Genomic DNA, 14,735 nt, shown 5'->3' with positions numbered 1-14,735 from the left:
TCATAACGGATCTATATATAGCAACAACGATTGATTCGTTGGGCTTTAGACTTCAAAGGCTTAAAGTCTTTCATCCCCTGGCCCCGGTGGGGCCCAAGCAATTCCACGATGTACCAATACACAGAATTCGATCGTCAATTCGTACGCCAGCGCGCGGACCAATACCGCGACCAACTCGAGCGCTGGCAGGCCGGCGCCCTGTCGGACGATGAATTCAAGCCCCTGCGCCTGCAGAACGGCTGGTACGTGCAGCGCTACGCCCCAATGCTGCGCGTGGCCGTGCCTTACGGCGAAATTTCCAGCGCCCAGATCCGCGTGCTCGGTCGCATCGCCCGGGAATACGACGAACCCGAGGCGGAAGTCTTCCAGCGCGCCATGGAAGGCCAGGGCGCCCTCGGCACCACCTCGCTGCCGACGCATTGCGGCCACTTCACCACCCGCCAGAACGTGCAGTTCAACTGGATTCCGCTGGCCAAATCGGCTGACGTGATGGACCTGCTGGCCAGCGTCGACATGCACGGCATCCAGACCAGCGGCAACTGCATCCGCAACATCACCACCGACGAACGTGCGGGCGTCGCGGCCGACGAGATCGCCGATCCGCGCCCCTTCGGCGAAATCATGCGCCAGTGGAGCACGCTGCACCCCGAGTTCGCCTTCCTGCCTCGCAAGTTCAAGATCGCGATCACGGGCGCCACCGAAGACCGCGCTGCCACCGCCTGGCACGACGTCGGCCTGCACCTGCTGCGCGACGACACCGGCGCGCTCGGCTTCCGCGTGGCGGCCGGCGGCGGCATGGGCCGCACACCCATCGTGGGCACCGTGCTGCGCGAGTTCCTGCCCTGGGACCAGATCCTCAATTACCTCGAAGCCGTGGTGCGGGTCTACAACCGCTACGGCCGGCGCGACAACATCTACAAGGCGCGCATCAAGATCCTGGTGAAGGCCGAAGGCCAGCGCTATATCGACGACGTGGAAGCCGAATACCGCCAGATCGTGGAGCACGACGGCGCGCCGCACACCATCAGCCAGGCCGAATATGACCGCGTCGCCGCGTCCTTCGTGCCGCCGGCGCTGGCCCCGCTGGGCGATGCCGCCTCCGCCGATGCGGCGCTGGCCCAGGCCGCCGCCGCCGAGCCCGCCTTCGCGCGCTGGCTGCAGCGTAATGTCGCGCCGCACCAGAACCCCGCGCTGCGTGCCGTCACGCTGTCGTTCAAGCGCCCGGGGCTGTCGCCCGGCGACGCCACCGCCGACCAGCTCGACACCGCCGCCGCCCTGGCCGACCGCTTCTCCGCCGGCGAAGCCCGCGTGACGCACGACCAAAACCTGCTGCTGCCCTGGGTGCCCGCCGCCGAGCTGCACGCACTCTGGCAGGCCGCCCGCGCCGCCGGATTCGCCAGCACCAACGTGCATCTGCTCACCGACATGATCGCCTGCCCCGGCGGCGACTTCTGCGCCCTGGCCAACGCCCGTTCGCTGCCGATCGCCGCCGCCATCACCGAGCGCTACCAGGACCTCGACGAGCTCGACGACATCGGCGAGATCGACCTGCACATCAGCGGCTGCATCAATTCCTGCGGCCACCACCACAGCGGCCACATCGGCATCCTCGGCGTCGACAAGGACGGCAAGGAGTGGTACCAGGTCACGCTCGGCGGCTCCGACGGCTCCACGCTGTCGGGCAGCCCGCAGGCCGGGAAGGTCGTCGGCCCGTCGTTCACCGGCGCCGAAGTGCCGGACGTGATCGAGGCGGTGCTCGGTGCCTACCGCGACACCCGCGAGCAAGGCGAGACCTTCATCGCCACCCTGCGCCGCGTCGGCATCGAACCCTTCAAGGTCGCTGCCAATGCCGCCCGCGCACCGAAGGCCGAAGAAGCGGTCGCTTGAAGACCGCGCCTGCAGAAGAAAGAGATCCCGCGATGACCACCCTGCCCCTGCGCATCCTGTCCGCCGACGACGCCACCGACGACCTGCCGGCGGTGTTGACGCTTGCCAATGACGAAGACCCGCTGACCCTCGCCGATCGCCTGGGCGATCTGCAGCGCATCGAGCTCGTGTTCCCCAAGTTCACCGACGGCCGTGCCTACAGCCAGGCGTTCCTGCTGCGCCGCCGCCTGGGTTTCAAGGGCGACATCCGCGCCACCGGCGACGTGCTGATCGACCAGCTGGTGCAGATGTCGCGCATGGGCTTTTCGAGCGCGGTGCTCAAGGCCGGCCTCGATGCCTCGGCGGCTGCCCGCCAGTTCGAGCGCTTTCCGGCGTTCTACCAGGGCGACGCGGTCACCGTCGCGCCCCACTTCGCGGCCACGGCCGCCGCCTGATCGCGCCATGACGACGAACGCATTGCTGGCCCTGCAGCGGGGACGCCCGTCGGCCGATTTCGACGCCAAGGTCGCGCATTCGATCGCGCTGCTGCAGCGCGCCGAGCGCGAGTACAGCCCGCTGACCCAGGCGTCGAGCCTGGGCGCCGAAGACATGGTCGTCACCGACCTGATCCAGCGCGGCGGCATCGCCTCGGCCGTCTTCGTGCTCGACACCGGCAAGCTGCACGAGCCGACCGTCGCGCTCATCGGCCGGCTCGAAGCCCACTACCAGCGCACGGTCGAGGTCTACCGCCCCGACGCCGCCGTGGCAGCCGCTTTCGTCGCCGAGAACGGCGAAGAAGCCATGTACCGCAGCATCGGCCTGCGCAAGCAGTGCTGCGACATCCGCAAGATGGTGCCGCTGGAGGCCGCGCTGGCCGGCAAGCGCGCCTGGATCACCGGGCTGCGGCGCGAGCAGTCGCAAGCCCGCGCCGAGGTGCACGACATCGAGGCGCCGGGTGAATCCGGCCGGGCCAAGGTCAACCCGCTGGCCGCCTGGACCTGGGGCGACGTCTGGCACTACATCGAATTGCACGGCGTGCCTTACAACCCGCTGCACGACGAGTTCTTCCCCAGCATCGGCTGCGCGCCCTGCACCCGCGCGGTGACGCTGGGCGAGGACTTCCGCTCAGGCCGCTGGTGGTGGGAAAGCGAAAGCGCCAAGGAATGCGGATTGCACGTGGAGGGCAGCCACGACGGCGCGCCTTCGGGCAGCAGTCACGACGACCCGTCCACCGCCGACCCGACCGTCTCCGCCAATTCCAGCGCCACCGTTTCGCCGATCAGCTTCTTCCCCCCGCGCCAGCAGAAAGAGACCACCGCATGAACGCCCGCACGGACCCGCAGATCCTGCGCCCCACGCACCTGGCCAACCGCCACCTCGATGCGCTGGAAGAAGAAGCCATCTTCATCCTGCGTGAAGTCGCGGCCGTCTTCGAACGTCCTGCGCTGCTCTTCTCCGGCGGCAAGGATTCGCTGGTGCTGTTGAAACTGGCCGAAAAGGCCTTCGGCGCCGGCCGCATTCCCTACCCGCTGCTGATGATCGATACCGGCCACAACTTCCAGGAAGTGACCGATTTCCGCGACCAGCGCGCGGCCGAGCTGAAGGCCGAGCTCATCGTGCGCAGCGTCGAGGACTCGATGGCGCGCGGGACGGTGCGCCTGGCCCATGCGGGCGAGTCGCGCAATGCGCACCAGTCGGTGACGCTGCTGGAAGCCATCGAGGAATTCCGCTTCGACGCGCTCATCGGCGGCGCCCGCCGCGACGAGGAAAAGGCCCGCGCCAAGGAGCGCATCTTTTCGCACCGCGACAGCTTCGGCCAGTGGCAGCCCAAGGCGCAGCGGCCCGAGCTGTGGAACCTGTTCAACACCCGCATCCAGCCGGGTGAGCATTTCCGCGTGTTCCCCATTTCCAACTGGACCGAGCTCGACGTGTGGCAGTACATCGCCCGCGAAGACATCGCCCTGCCCTCGCTCTACTACACGCACGAGCGCGAGGTGGTCGAGCGCAAGGGGCTGCTGGTGCCGGTCACGCCGCTGACACCGCCGCGCGACGGCGAAACGCCGGTCGTGCGCCAGGTGCGTTTTCGCACCGTGGGCGACATCACCTGCACCTGCCCGGTGGCGAGCGACGCGGCCAATGCAGAAGACGTGGTGATCGAGACGCTGTCGGCCGAGGTGAGCGAGCGCGGCTCGACCCGCATGGATGACAAGACCTCGGACGCCTCAATGGAGAAGCGCAAGAAAGACGGGTACTTTTGACTCGCCCCCAGGCTTGCTCGGCCCGCTGCGCGGGCTGTAGCCGCCTACCCCCTGCCGGGGGCGGCACCGGTGGCCTGGCAAAGCCAGCTCCACGGTGCCCCTGGAATTAATGCCGCCATTTGCGGACGATTTTTGATGGATCGAACATGAGCAATTCTTCTACCGCCGTTGCGACTGCCGCCGCCGCCGCTGCCGATACCGGCACTGCCCTGCGCTTCATCACCTGCGGCAGCGTGGACGACGGCAAGAGCACCCTCATCGGGCGGCTGCTGGTCGATACCCGCGCGGTACTGTCGGACCAGCTGGCCGGCGTGCAGCGCTCCGGCGCCACCGACCTGGCCTTGCTGACCGACGGGCTGTCGGCCGAGCGCGAGCAAGGCATCACGATCGACGTGGCCTACCGCTACTTCGCCACGGCCGGCCGCAAGTTCATCATCGGCGACGCGCCGGGCCATGAGCAGTACACCCGCAACATGGTCACCGCCGCTTCCAGCGCCGATGCCGCCGTGGTGCTGGTCGACGCGACCAAGCTGCGCTGGGCGTCGGGCGACGGCGCGGCCGCGCACGAGCTGCTGCCGCAGACCCGCCGCCACAGCCTGCTCACCCGGCTGCTGCGGGTGCCTTCGGTGATCTTCGCGGTCAACAAGCTCGACGCGGTGGACCACCCCACCGTCGCCTTCGACCGCATCCGCGCCGCGCTGGAGACCTTCGCGCGCGATGCCGGCATCACGGTCGCGACGACGGTGCCGATGTCGGCGCTAGAAGGCTGGAACGTGGTGGAGCCGCGCGCTGGCTGGGCCGGCTACGAAGGCCCGTCGCTGCTGCAGATCCTGGAAGGCCTGCCGGTCACGGCCGCCGACGTGGACCTGCCGTTCGCGTTTCCGGTGCAGTGGGTCGAGAAGTTCTCGGCCTCGGCCGATACCGAAAAAGGCCGCCGTGTGTTCTGGGGCCGCATCAACGCGGGCCAGGTCGCGCCCGGCCAGGACATCGTGGTGATGCCGGCAGGCACCAGCGCCCGGGTCGCCCAGGTGCTGGACCATGCCCGTAGCGAAAAATCCGCCATCGCCGCCGGCCACAGCGCCGGCATCGTGCTCGACCGAGAAGTCGATGTGTCGCGCGGCGACTGGCTGCTGGCACCCGGCGCCTTCGAGCCGGCGCGCACGCTGCGCGCCACCGTCGCCTGGCTCGACGACGAGGCCCTGGTACCGGGTCGTGTGTACTGGGCGCTGCACGGTCACCGCTGGGTGAAAGCCAAGGTCGCACGCATCGTCGACCGGCTCGACATCCAGACCCTGGAGCGCCAGCCCGCCGACCGCCTCGAAGCCAACGCGCTCGGCCACGTCGAGTTCTCGTTGCAGGAGCCGCTGGCCACCCTGCCCTTCGAGCGCTCGCGCACCCTGGGCGCGCTGGTGCTCGTGGATACCGCCAGCCAGCGCACCTCGGGTGCCGTCTTCGTCGAGGCTTGAAGCAGACGCCGGAAAGAGACAGCGGCCCACCGCGAGGCTGGGTCTTGACCGGCCATTTGAACCATACCGCCCGCGAGGCTCTAAAATCGCGGGTTTCCCTGAACGCCAGCACCCGAACGCCATGACCCACGTCGTCACCGAAAATTGCATCAAGTGCAAGTACACCGATTGCGTGGACGTGTGCCCCGTCGACTGCTTCCGCGAAGGCCCGAACTTCCTGGTGATCGATCCGGACGAATGCATCGACTGCGCCGTTTGCATTCCGGAATGCCCGGCCAATGCCATCTACGCCGAAGAAGACACGCCACCGGATCAGCTGGCCTTCATCGAGCTCAATGCCGAACTCGCCCGCGCCGCCGGCTGGAAAAGCATCACCAAGCGCAAGCCCTCGCTGCCCGACGCCGACGAGTGGAAAGACAAGCCCAACAAGCTGGCCGAACTGATCCGTTGACCACAGAAGCCGTCACCGACGCGCTCGTCATCGGCGCCGGCCCCGCCGGCCTTTTTCTCGCCTTCGAACTCGGCCTGCTCGGCATCTCCTGCCACATCGTCGATGCACAGGAGCACCCGGGCGGCCAGGCCGCCACGCTCTACGGCGACAAACCCATCTACGACATTCCCGCCCTGCCCCGGGTCACCGGGCAGGAGCTCACCGAACGCCTGCTCGAGCAGCTGCGCCCCTTCGCGCCGGCGATGCATCTCGGCGAGGAAATCACCACGCTCGCCGCCGGTGGCGACGACGGCGGCTGGAGGCTCACCACTTCGCGCGGCTCGGCCTTTCACGCCAGCTGCGTCTTCATCGCGGCGGGCGTCGGCGCCTTCGCGCCACGGCGGCTCAAGCTCGAGGGCATCGAGGCGCTGGAAGGCTCCCAGGTTTTCCATTGGCGGCCCACGGCTGGCGCGTTGTCGGGCCAGCGGGTGCTGGTCGTCGGTGGCGACGAACTGGCGCTGGACCGCATCGACTCGCTGCTGGCCGACGCCTCACCGCCGGCCTCCATCACCTTGATGCACCGCCGCGCCGTGGTGCAGGCGCCGGCTGAAACGCTGGCACGCTTCGAAGCGCAATGCGCCCAGGGCCGGGTGCGCTTCGAGGTGGGTCAGGTCAGCGGTCTGCAGATCGAAAACGGCCGCCTGAGCGCTGTCGACCGCAGCGGGCCGGACGGCGACCTGCCGCCTCTGGCCGTCGACGCAGTGGTCGTCGCGCAAGGCATGAGCCCTCGACTCGGGCCGCTGGCCGACTGGGGCCTGGTGCTGGAACGCAAGCAGTTGCCGGTCGACCCCGCAAATTTCGGCACCGCGCTGCCGGGCGTGTTCGCGGTGGGCGACATCGTGCAGTACCCGGGCAAGAAGAAGCTGATCCTGTCGGCCTTCCACGAGGCGACATTGGCCGCCTTCGCCGCGGCGGACCTGCTCGACCCCGCCCGCAGCCAGGTGCTGCAGTACACCTCCAGCAGCAGCCTGCTGCAGGGCCGGCTCCAGGTCTGAGCAGCCCGCAGCGGGCACGCGTCACTGAACGGTGATGCCGCTTTCCTTGATCACCTTGGTCCACACCGTGGTCTCGCGCTTGAGCAGCGCACGGCCTTCTTCGTAGGAGCCGCTCTGCGGTTCGGCGCCGATGCCGACCAACTTGTCACGAGTGTCGGGTGATGCCATCGTCTCCTTCACCGCCTGGCGCAGCGCGGCGAGCACCGGCGCGGGCGTCTTGGGCGGCGCGAAGACCACGAACCAGCCCACCGCGGAGAAGTCCGGCACGCCGGCCGAGGCGACCGTGGGCAGGTCGGGCAGCAAGGGGCTCGGTTTGGCGCTGGTCACCGCGATGCCACGCAACTGGCCGGCCTTGATGTAGGGCGTGAGGATGGCGACGTTGTCGATGCCCGCCTGGAGCCGCCCGGCCAGCAGGTCGGGCATGAGCGCGCCGGTGCCCTTGTAGGGCACGTACTGCATGTCGGTGTTGGTAATGCGCTTGATCAGCTCCCAGCCCAGGTGCTGCGCGGTGCCGGGCGTGGAGCCGGCGTAGGAGATCTTGCCTGGGTTGGCGCGGGCGTAGGCCAGCAGCTCGGGCAGCGTCTTCACCGGCATCGACGGATGCACCACCATCACATACGGCGAGGTGGCGATGATGCCGATCGGCTCCAGGTCCTTCTCGGCGTCGAAGGTGCTCGCCGGGTACAGCGCACGGAGGGTGGCCAGACCCGACGAAGCCATGAGGATGGTGTAGCCGTCGGCCGGTGCCTTGGCCACGGCTTCGGCGGCGATCAGGCCGCTAGCGCCGGGCTTGTTGTCGACGATGACCGAAGCCTTCAGCACCTCGCCCATCTTGGCCGCGATCATGCGGCCCACCACGTCGGTCGTGCCCCCGGCCGGGTTGCCGACCAGCATCTTGATCGGCGCGCTGCCGGGATAGGCGGCCTGGGCGAAAGCACCGCCCGAAACCACCGACGCGCCCAGCGCGATGCCGGCGGCCAATGCCGCACGCCGTTGGATGGCGCTGAAATTCTTCATGTCTTGTCTCCGTTCTGGTTGATCGCGAAAAAATCAGACCGCGCCGTGCGCCTCCACATAGAGCGCGTACAGCGAATGGCTGCTGGCCATGTAGAGCCGGTTGCGCTTGGGCCCGCCAAAAACCAGGTTGGGGCAGCGCTCCGGCAGGCGGATGAAACCGATCGGCTTGCCCTGCGGGTTGAACACCTTCACGCCGTCCATCTCTTCGGACTTGCCCAGCGGCACCAGCGCCTTCATGCCCGCGCCGATGTCGACCGTTTCGGTGCCGAAGCCGCCGGTGTAGCCCCAGCCGCACCAGAGGTTGCCGTCGCGGTCGACCTTGAAGCCGTCGAACGCGCCGGGGCCGTCGGCGTCGATCAGCTTGGTCTTGTTCGACACCGCCGTGCCGTCGGCCGAAACGTCGTACGACCAGATGCTGCGGTTGGGCGTGCCCTTCCACTCCACCACGTAGAGCTTTTTCTCATCCGGCGAGAACGCCAGGCCGTTGGGATTGACCAGGTCGGTGATGACGGCGGTGAGCTGGCCATCGGTGCCGATGCGGTAGACGTTGGTCGTGGCCTGCTCGGGCGTGGCCTTGAAGCCTTCCCACTCGCCGTTGATGCCGAAGGTGGGATCGGTGAACCAGATGCTGTCGTCGGACTTCACCACGATGTCGTTGGGCGCGTTCAGGCGCTTGCCCTCGAAGCGATCGGCCAGCACCGTCTGCTTGCCGTTCTTCTCGGTGCGCACCACGCGGCGGGTGACCGAGTGCTCGCAACTGATCAGGCGGCCCTGGCGGTCGAACACGTTGCCGTTGGTGTAGTTGACGCCGGTCTTGTGCACGCTGAACTTGCCGGTCTTCTCGTCGTACTTCATCAGCCGGTTGTTGGGGATGTCGCTCAGCAGCAGATAGCCGCCGTCGGCCGAATACGCCGGGCCTTCGGCCCAGCGCATGCCGCTGCCCAGTTGTTCGACGGTGCTGCTGTAGAGACGGTACTTGGCGAAGCTCGGGTCCAGCACCAGGACCGACGGATCCGGATAGCGCTGGTTGGGCTTGAAGTCGAAGGACTGCGCGCCGGCCAGGCCGCCGATGGAGGCGAGCCCGGTGGCGGTGGCGGTCTTCAGGAAGCGGCGGCGGGAGTTGTGGTTATGCATGGTTTTGATCTCCGTCTAAAAAATCTGCTGCAGCGGCTCGGCCGGCTCAGGGCCGGGCGCCGAATTCGGCCTGTTCGCGGGTCCAGCCGCGGGCCTGTTCGCTCAGGCTCAGGCCCAGGCCGGGGCGGGTGGGCACCAGCATGCGGCCGTCCTTGATTTCCAGGCGCTCGTTGAACAGCGGCTCCAGCCAGTCGAAATGCTCCACCCAGGGCTCGGTCGGGTAGGCGGCGGCCAGATGCACATGAAGTTCCATCGCGAAATGCGGCCCGAGCATCAGTCCGGCGTGTTCGGCCAGGCCGGCGATCTTGAGGAACGGCGTGATGCCGCCCACGCGAGGGCCATCGGGCATGAGGTAGTCGCAGGAGCGGTGACGGATCAGCTCGTTGTGCTCGGCCGCGCTGGTCAGCATTTCACCGGTGGCGATGGGGGTGTCGAAGGTGGCGGCCAGCGCGGCGTGACCTTCGAAGTCGTAAGCGTCGAGCGGCTCTTCGATCCACACCAGATTGAACTGCTCGAAGATGCGGCACATGCGCTGGGCGGTCGGACGGTCCCATTGCTGGTTGGCGTCGACCATGAGGGGTGCGTCGTCGCCCAGGTGCTTGCGCACCGCTTCCACCCGGCGGATGTCCAGCGCCCCGTCGGGCTGGCCGACCTTGAGCTTGATGCCGCCGATGCCCCGCTCGCGCGAGGCCTGCGCATTGACCAGCAACTGCTCCAGCGGCGTGTGAAGAAACCCGCCCGAAGTGTTGTAGCAACGCACCGAGTCGCGGTGCGAGCCCAGCAGCTTGGCCAGCGGCAGGTTGGCGCGGCGGGCTTTCAGGTCCCACAGGGCGACATCGAAAGCGCCCAGCGCCTGTACTGCCAGACCACTGCGGCCGACCGAAGCGCCGGCCCAGCAGAGCTTGGTCCAGAGCTTGGCGATGTCGCTCGGGTCTTCGCCCAGCAGCGCCGGTGCGATCTCCCGCGCGTGAGCGAACTGCCCCGGCCCACCGGCCCGCTTGCTGTAGCTCAGACCCAGGCCTTCATGCCCGTCCTTCGTGCGGATTTCGGCGAAGAGCATCGCGATCTCGGTCATCGGCTTCTGTCGGCCGGTCAGCACCTTGGCATCGCTGATCGGATTGGCCAGCGGCAGGTAACACGACGAGATGCGGATCCAGGCGATGCTGTCGCCGGTTTGAACGGGAGTCAGAGCGGTCGAGGGTACGGATGCGGTCATGGGCGGGGTCAAGGTCCTGGGATGGGTTTCAGTCGACGGAAATCTTGCCGGTCTCGATCACCTTCTTCCAGCGGGCGTACTCGGCCTGCTGGAACGCGGCGAACTGCAAGGGAGTATTGGCGACGAGCTCGAAGCCGACGGCCACGAACGGGTCCTTCACGGCCGGCTCGTTGAGCACTTCGACGATGGCCGCATGGGCCTTGTCGCGGATGGCCACCGGCAGGCCCTTGGGCGCGACCACCGCCTGCCACGAGGTGACTTCGACGTTCTTCACGCCGGCCTCGGCCATGGTCGGCACGTCGGGCAGCACGGGCGAGCGCTTGGCGCTGGTGATGCCGAGCGCGCGCATCTTGCCGGCCTTGATGTATTGCGCCACCGCGTTGATGTTCTGGAACGAGGCGTCGACCTGGCCCCCCATCAGGTCGGTCTGCGCCGGCGCGCCACCCTTGTAGGGCACGTGCACGCCGGTGGTGCCGGTCTCCTGCCAGAAGAGTTCGGCGGTCAGGTGGTCGCTCGTGCCGTTGCCCGAGGAGGCGAAGCTCATCTTGCCGGGGTTGGCTTTTTCATAGGCGATGACGTCGGCCACCGTCTTGTGCGGCGAGGCGGTGGGCACCACCAGCACGTTGGGCGACTGCACCGCCACGGTGATGAGGTCGAAGTCCTTCAGCGGGTCGTATTGCATCTGCGTCTTGAGCAGGTGCGGCGCAATCACCAGAGGCCCCAGCGAGGTCACCATGAAGGTGTAGCCGTCGGCCGGCGCGCGCTTGACCGTGGCCGCCGCGATGGTGCCCGCGGCACCGGCGCGGTTGTCCACCAGCACCGATTGCTTGAGCTTTTCACCCAGGCGCGGGGCGAGCGCGCGGGCGACCTGGTCGGTGGAGCCGCCGGGCGGGAAGGTCACCACCAGCGTGATCGGCTTCTCGGGCCAGGCCTGCGCCGGGCCTTGGGCGTGCGAAGAAAGGGCGGCGAGCCCCATGGCCGTCGCGGCCAGCGTGGTCAGGATCTTGTGCATGCTTTGTCTCCATGTCGGGTGGATGTGTCTCCGCCTCTTCATGCCGGAACCGAATTCGCATCGGGCAGATGACAACGTTGTCATTCTGGAGTGAAATGCCTTTTCTGTCGGCTTGAAATCGAGCTGATGACTCAGGGTTTTCATTGAAGACGACTTCTCTCCCCAAGCTCGCCGCCGCCCGCCCCGCCACGCTGCACGACGTGGCCCGCAGCGCCGGCGTGTCGCTCATCACCGCATCGCGCGCGCTGAGCAACCCGGCGCTGGTCTCGCCCAAGACGATCGAGAAAGTGCGCCTCGCGGTCGACGCCACCGGCTATCTGCCCAACCTGCTGGCCGGCGGCCTGCGTTCGCGCCGCAGCATGACGGTGGGCGCGCTGGTGCCGGCCATCTCGGTGCAGCAGTTCCTGCCCACGGTGCAGGCCCTGACCGAAACGCTGTATGCCGCCGGCTACCAGGTGATCCTGGGCCAGAGCGGCTACGACCACTCCCGCGAGGAAGCGCTGCTGCAGACCATGCTGGCGCGCCAGCCCGACGGCATCGTGGTGACCGGCCTGGTGCGCTCCGAAAAGGCCCGCGACACCTTGCGCCGCCTGGCGATTCCGGTGGTCGAGACCTGGGACCTGGGCGAGCATCCGGTCGACATGCTGGTGGGCTTTTCGCACCAGCGCGTGGGCGCGGCGGTGGCCGACTACCTGCGCGGCAAGGGCTGGGAGCGGGTCGGCATCGCCACCGGCGACGACCACCGGGCCGGCATCCGCCGCCGTGCATTCGAAGCCGCCGTGGGGCGCCCGGTGCCGACCTCGGTGGTGCCGGCGCCGAGCAGCCTGGCGCTCGGCCGGCGCGCCGCCACCGAATTGCTGGAGCAGGCCCCGGGGATCCAGGCGGTGTATTGCAGCTCGGACCAGCTCGCGCAAGGCGTCATGGTCGAAGCGCTTTCACGTGGCCTGCGGGTGCCGCAGGATCTGGCGGTCTGCGGCTTCGGCGATGCGGACTTCGCGGCCCACACCGAGCCGTCGCTCACCTCGGTGCAGGTCGACGGCGAGGCCATCGGCCGGCACGCCGCCGGCCTCATCCTCGCCCGCTGCACCGGCCAGCCGACGGTGGACCCGGTGCTCGACGTGGGCTTTCGCATCGTCGAGCGGCAGTCGACCGGCGGCCTCTGAAATCAAGGTCCGGTGCGTCGGGCAAAATCGGCAGCATGAGCGATACCCCCAACGACCAGACCCAGCGCCCGGCCCTGCCCGATCACCTCAGCGTGGACCCGCGCAGCCCGCACCACGTCGCCGAAGTCTTTCATCACGACATCGGCATCCGCTTCAACGACAAGGAGCGCGGCGACGTGGAGGAATACTGCATCAGCGAAGGCTGGATCAAGGTGCCCTCTCCCAAGACACGCGACCGCAAGGGCCAGCCGCTGCAGATCAAGCTCAAGGGCAAGGTCGAGGCCTTCTACCGCTGAGCGGTTTCTTCAACCGGCCAGCCCGACGTACATCTGCTGCACGTCGTCGTTGGCATCGATCGCGGCCAGGAAACTTTCCACTTCTTCCAGCGCTTCGGCGCTCAGACTGGCCGGATCGACCGGGTTCTTCGGCCGGTAACCCAGCCGGGCCGACAGCACCGTGAAACCGTGCGTGGGCAGCGCCCGGCTCACCAGGTCGAGATCGGAGGGATCGGTGAGAAACAGCGTCACCGCCTTGGTGTCGCCTTCTTCCGGCTCACGCACTTCGAAGTCCTGGGCGCCGGCCTCGATGGCCGCCACTTCCGCGTCGGCCTCGGCCGCGGTCGGCTCGGCTTCGATCATGCCGACGTGGTCGAAATCCCAGGCCACCGAGCCGGAGGTGCCGAGTTGCCCCTTGCGGAACAGCACGCGCATCTCGGGTGCGGTGCGGTTGAGGTTGTCGGTCAGGCATTCGACCATCACCGCGACCTGGTGCGGCGCGTAGCCCTCGTACATCACGTGCTCGAAATGCACGGTTTCGCCGGTGAGCCCGGCGCCTTTCTTGATGGCGCGCTCCAGTGTGTCCTTGGGCATGGACACCTTGCGCGCCTGCTCCAGCACCAGCCGCAGCCGCGAATTCCCGGCCGGATCCGCCCCGCCGCGCGCCGCGACCATGATTTCCTTGGCGAGCTTGCCGAACAGCCGCCCTTTCGCGTTCGCTGCGATTTCCTTGCCCTTGGCTTTCCATTGAGCGCCCATGTGCGGCCTTCCTCTGCTGCTGGTTCTGTCGAAGCCGACGATTGTCCTGCATCGGCGAGACCGTCCGCACGGCCCTCGCTCGTCCTAACATCCGGGCATTCGATGACACACGAGCGCAAGCCATGACCTCTACCGAAAAGCAGCCATCCGCCCTCCATGGCCGTCGCCACCGCATCGCCGTCATGGGCGCGGGTGCCGTCGGCTGCTATTACGGCGGCTTGCTCGCCCGCGCCGGCCATGAGGTCGTGCTGATCGGCCGCCCGGCGCACGTCGAGGCGGTGCGCACGCACGGCCTGCGCATCGAGACGGCCGCCTTCGACGAATTCATTGCCATGGAAGCCGCCACCGACGCCTCGGCGGTCGACGGCGCCGACTTGGTGCTGTTCTGCGTCAAGTCCACCGACACCGAATCGGCCGCCGCCGAAATGCTGCCCTACCTCGACGCGAAAGCTTTGGTGCTGACGCTGCAAAACGGCGTGGACAACGACATCCGCCTGCGATCGGTGCTGCGCGAAGAGGTCGCTGCCGCCGTGGTGTACGTGGCCACCGCCATGGCCGGGCCGGGCCACGTGCGCCACCACGGTCGGGGCGAACTCGTCATCGCGCCGTCCTCGCACAGCGCGCAGTGGGCGAGCCTCTTCGCCGCCGCCGGCATTCCCACGCAGATCTCGCACAACGTTCGCGGCGCGCTCTGGGCCAAGCTGGTGCTCAACTGCGCCTACAACGCCATGTCGGCCATCACCGCCCTGCCCTACGGCCAGCTGGTGCGCCAGCCCGGCATCACCGACTGCCTGGCCGACGTGGTGGCCGAATGCCTGGCCGTCGCGCAGGCCGACGGCATCGAGATCCCCGGCGACGTCGCCGAAGCGGTGCGCGCCATCGCCACCACCATGCCGGGCCAGCTGTCGTCCACCGCGCAGGACCTGGCGCGTGGCAAGCCCAGCGAAATCGACCACCTCAACGGCTACATCGTGCGCCGCGCCGAAGTGCTCGACGTGCCGGTGCCCGCCAACCGCCTGCTCACCTCGCTCGTGAAGGCCCTGGAATCGAAAATCGCCGTTGCAGGCTGACAACCGGAAAACCG

Annotated in this window: 15 protein-coding genes; 10 read left to right on the top strand and 5 right to left on the bottom strand. The window is 68.0% G+C overall.

What is annotated here, in order from left to right:
• The first annotated feature begins 108 nt into the window (after nucleotides 1-108).
• The 7 genes from R9X41_RS11040 (at nucleotide 109) to R9X41_RS11010 (ending at nucleotide 7,075) form a co-directional block, all read left to right on the top strand.
• Nucleotides 109-1,887, top strand: coding sequence for a nitrite/sulfite reductase (locus R9X41_RS11040; protein WP_318634915.1), 1,779 nt, complete (start codon nucleotides 109-111; stop codon nucleotides 1,885-1,887).
• Nucleotides 1,888-1,919: 32 nt separating this feature from the next.
• Nucleotides 1,920-2,321, top strand: a complete 402-nt coding sequence (locus R9X41_RS11035) for a DUF934 domain-containing protein (RefSeq protein WP_318634914.1) — start codon at nucleotides 1,920-1,922, stop codon at nucleotides 2,319-2,321.
• Nucleotides 2,322-2,328: 7 nt separating this feature from the next.
• Complete coding sequence (locus R9X41_RS11030) at nucleotides 2,329-3,189, top strand: phosphoadenylyl-sulfate reductase (protein ID WP_318634913.1); 861 nt, start codon at nucleotides 2,329-2,331, stop codon at nucleotides 3,187-3,189.
• Nucleotides 3,186-4,124 (top strand): sulfate adenylyltransferase subunit CysD, encoded by a 939-nt coding sequence (cysD, locus tag R9X41_RS11025; RefSeq protein ID WP_318634912.1) that lies wholly within the window; start codon nucleotides 3,186-3,188, stop codon nucleotides 4,122-4,124. Before R9X41_RS11030 ends, cysD begins: the two co-directional genes overlap by 4 nt.
• A 146-nt stretch (nucleotides 4,125-4,270) precedes the next feature.
• Nucleotides 4,271-5,590 (top strand): sulfate adenylyltransferase subunit 1, encoded by a 1,320-nt coding sequence (locus R9X41_RS11020; RefSeq protein ID WP_318634911.1) that lies wholly within the window; start codon nucleotides 4,271-4,273, stop codon nucleotides 5,588-5,590.
• Nucleotides 5,591-5,711: 121 nt separating this feature from the next.
• Nucleotides 5,712-6,041, top strand: coding sequence for a ferredoxin FdxA (gene fdxA, locus R9X41_RS11015; RefSeq protein WP_318634910.1), 330 nt, complete (start codon nucleotides 5,712-5,714; stop codon nucleotides 6,039-6,041).
• The gene (locus R9X41_RS11010) at nucleotides 6,038-7,075 is read left to right on the top strand and encodes an NAD(P)/FAD-dependent oxidoreductase (RefSeq protein ID WP_318634909.1); all 1,038 of its coding nucleotides are present in this window, start codon (nucleotides 6,038-6,040) and stop codon (nucleotides 7,073-7,075) included. The genes fdxA and R9X41_RS11010 overlap by 4 nt, the downstream gene beginning before the upstream one ends.
• Nucleotides 7,076-7,096: 21 nt before the next feature.
• Here the strand turns inward: R9X41_RS11010 and R9X41_RS11005 are convergent, their stop codons facing one another.
• From R9X41_RS11005 to R9X41_RS10990, 4 genes are read right to left on the bottom strand one after another with little or no spacing between them, the layout of a single operon-like run.
• On the bottom strand, nucleotides 7,097-8,092 hold the full coding sequence (locus tag R9X41_RS11005) for a Bug family tripartite tricarboxylate transporter substrate binding protein (RefSeq protein ID WP_318634908.1): 996 nt from the start codon (nucleotides 8,090-8,092) through the stop codon (nucleotides 7,097-7,099).
• A gap of 33 nt (nucleotides 8,093-8,125) precedes the next feature.
• Nucleotides 8,126-9,226: an SMP-30/gluconolactonase/LRE family protein gene (locus tag R9X41_RS11000; protein WP_318634907.1), complete on the bottom strand. Its 1,101-nt coding sequence runs from the start codon at nucleotides 9,224-9,226 to the stop codon at nucleotides 8,126-8,128.
• A gap of 46 nt (nucleotides 9,227-9,272) precedes the next feature.
• Complete coding sequence (locus tag R9X41_RS10995) at nucleotides 9,273-10,442, bottom strand: L-talarate/galactarate dehydratase (RefSeq protein WP_318634906.1); 1,170 nt, start codon at nucleotides 10,440-10,442, stop codon at nucleotides 9,273-9,275.
• 28 nt (nucleotides 10,443-10,470) lie between these two features.
• Complete coding sequence (locus R9X41_RS10990; protein WP_318634905.1) at nucleotides 10,471-11,454, bottom strand: Bug family tripartite tricarboxylate transporter substrate binding protein; 984 nt, start codon at nucleotides 11,452-11,454, stop codon at nucleotides 10,471-10,473.
• Nucleotides 11,455-11,597: 143 nt separating this feature from the next.
• Between R9X41_RS10990 and R9X41_RS10985 the strand changes: the two genes are divergently transcribed.
• Nucleotides 11,598-12,617, top strand: a complete 1,020-nt coding sequence (locus R9X41_RS10985; protein ID WP_318634904.1) for a LacI family DNA-binding transcriptional regulator — start codon at nucleotides 11,598-11,600, stop codon at nucleotides 12,615-12,617.
• A gap of 35 nt (nucleotides 12,618-12,652) precedes the next feature.
• The gene (locus R9X41_RS10980; protein WP_318634903.1) at nucleotides 12,653-12,913 is read left to right on the top strand and encodes a DUF3297 family protein; all 261 of its coding nucleotides are present in this window, start codon (nucleotides 12,653-12,655) and stop codon (nucleotides 12,911-12,913) included.
• A 9-nt stretch (nucleotides 12,914-12,922) separates the two neighbouring features.
• Here the strand turns inward: R9X41_RS10980 and R9X41_RS10975 are convergent, their stop codons facing one another.
• A complete protein-coding gene (locus R9X41_RS10975; protein ID WP_318634902.1) occupies nucleotides 12,923-13,651 on the bottom strand; it encodes a YebC/PmpR family DNA-binding transcriptional regulator in 729 nt (242 codons plus the stop codon).
• A 122-nt stretch (nucleotides 13,652-13,773) separates the two neighbouring features.
• Between R9X41_RS10975 and R9X41_RS10970 the strand changes: the two genes are divergently transcribed.
• Entirely contained in the window at nucleotides 13,774-14,721 is a 948-nt protein-coding gene (locus tag R9X41_RS10970; protein WP_318634901.1) for a ketopantoate reductase family protein, read from the top strand.
• Nucleotides 14,722-14,735: the final 14 nt, after the last annotated feature.

The sequence above is a fragment of the Xylophilus sp. GOD-11R genome (assembly GCF_033546935.1).
Taxonomy (GTDB): domain Bacteria; phylum Pseudomonadota; class Gammaproteobacteria; order Burkholderiales; family Burkholderiaceae_C; genus Xylophilus.
This window is presented reverse-complemented; position numbering and strand designations above follow the sequence as displayed.

What these genes read in the sequence shown, in the direction of transcription:
- R9X41_RS11030 (WP_318634913.1), top strand. Translation starts at nt 2,329, where the DNA reads ATGACGACGAACGCATTGCTGGCCCTGCAGCGGGGACGCCCGTCGGCC.
- R9X41_RS10995 (WP_318634906.1), bottom strand. Translation starts at nt 10,442, where the DNA reads ATGACCGCATCCGTACCCTCGACCGCTCTGACTCCCGTTCAAACCGGC.
- R9X41_RS10970 (WP_318634901.1), top strand. Translation starts at nt 13,774, where the DNA reads ATGACCTCTACCGAAAAGCAGCCATCCGCCCTCCATGGCCGTCGCCAC.
- fdxA (WP_318634910.1), top strand. Translation starts at nt 5,712, where the DNA reads ATGACCCACGTCGTCACCGAAAATTGCATCAAGTGCAAGTACACCGAT.
- R9X41_RS10990 (WP_318634905.1), bottom strand. Translation starts at nt 11,454, where the DNA reads ATGCACAAGATCCTGACCACGCTGGCCGCGACGGCCATGGGGCTCGCC.
- R9X41_RS11020 (WP_318634911.1), top strand. Translation starts at nt 4,271, where the DNA reads ATGAGCAATTCTTCTACCGCCGTTGCGACTGCCGCCGCCGCCGCTGCC.
- R9X41_RS10975 (WP_318634902.1), bottom strand. Translation starts at nt 13,651, where the DNA reads ATGGGCGCTCAATGGAAAGCCAAGGGCAAGGAAATCGCAGCGAACGCG.
- R9X41_RS11035 (WP_318634914.1), top strand. Translation starts at nt 1,920, where the DNA reads ATGACCACCCTGCCCCTGCGCATCCTGTCCGCCGACGACGCCACCGAC.
- R9X41_RS11000 (WP_318634907.1), bottom strand. Translation starts at nt 9,226, where the DNA reads ATGCATAACCACAACTCCCGCCGCCGCTTCCTGAAGACCGCCACCGCC.
- R9X41_RS10980 (WP_318634903.1), top strand. Translation starts at nt 12,653, where the DNA reads ATGAGCGATACCCCCAACGACCAGACCCAGCGCCCGGCCCTGCCCGAT.
- cysD (WP_318634912.1), top strand. Translation starts at nt 3,186, where the DNA reads ATGAACGCCCGCACGGACCCGCAGATCCTGCGCCCCACGCACCTGGCC.
- R9X41_RS11005 (WP_318634908.1), bottom strand. Translation starts at nt 8,092, where the DNA reads ATGAAGAATTTCAGCGCCATCCAACGGCGTGCGGCATTGGCCGCCGGC.
- R9X41_RS11040 (WP_318634915.1), top strand. Translation starts at nt 109, where the DNA reads ATGTACCAATACACAGAATTCGATCGTCAATTCGTACGCCAGCGCGCG.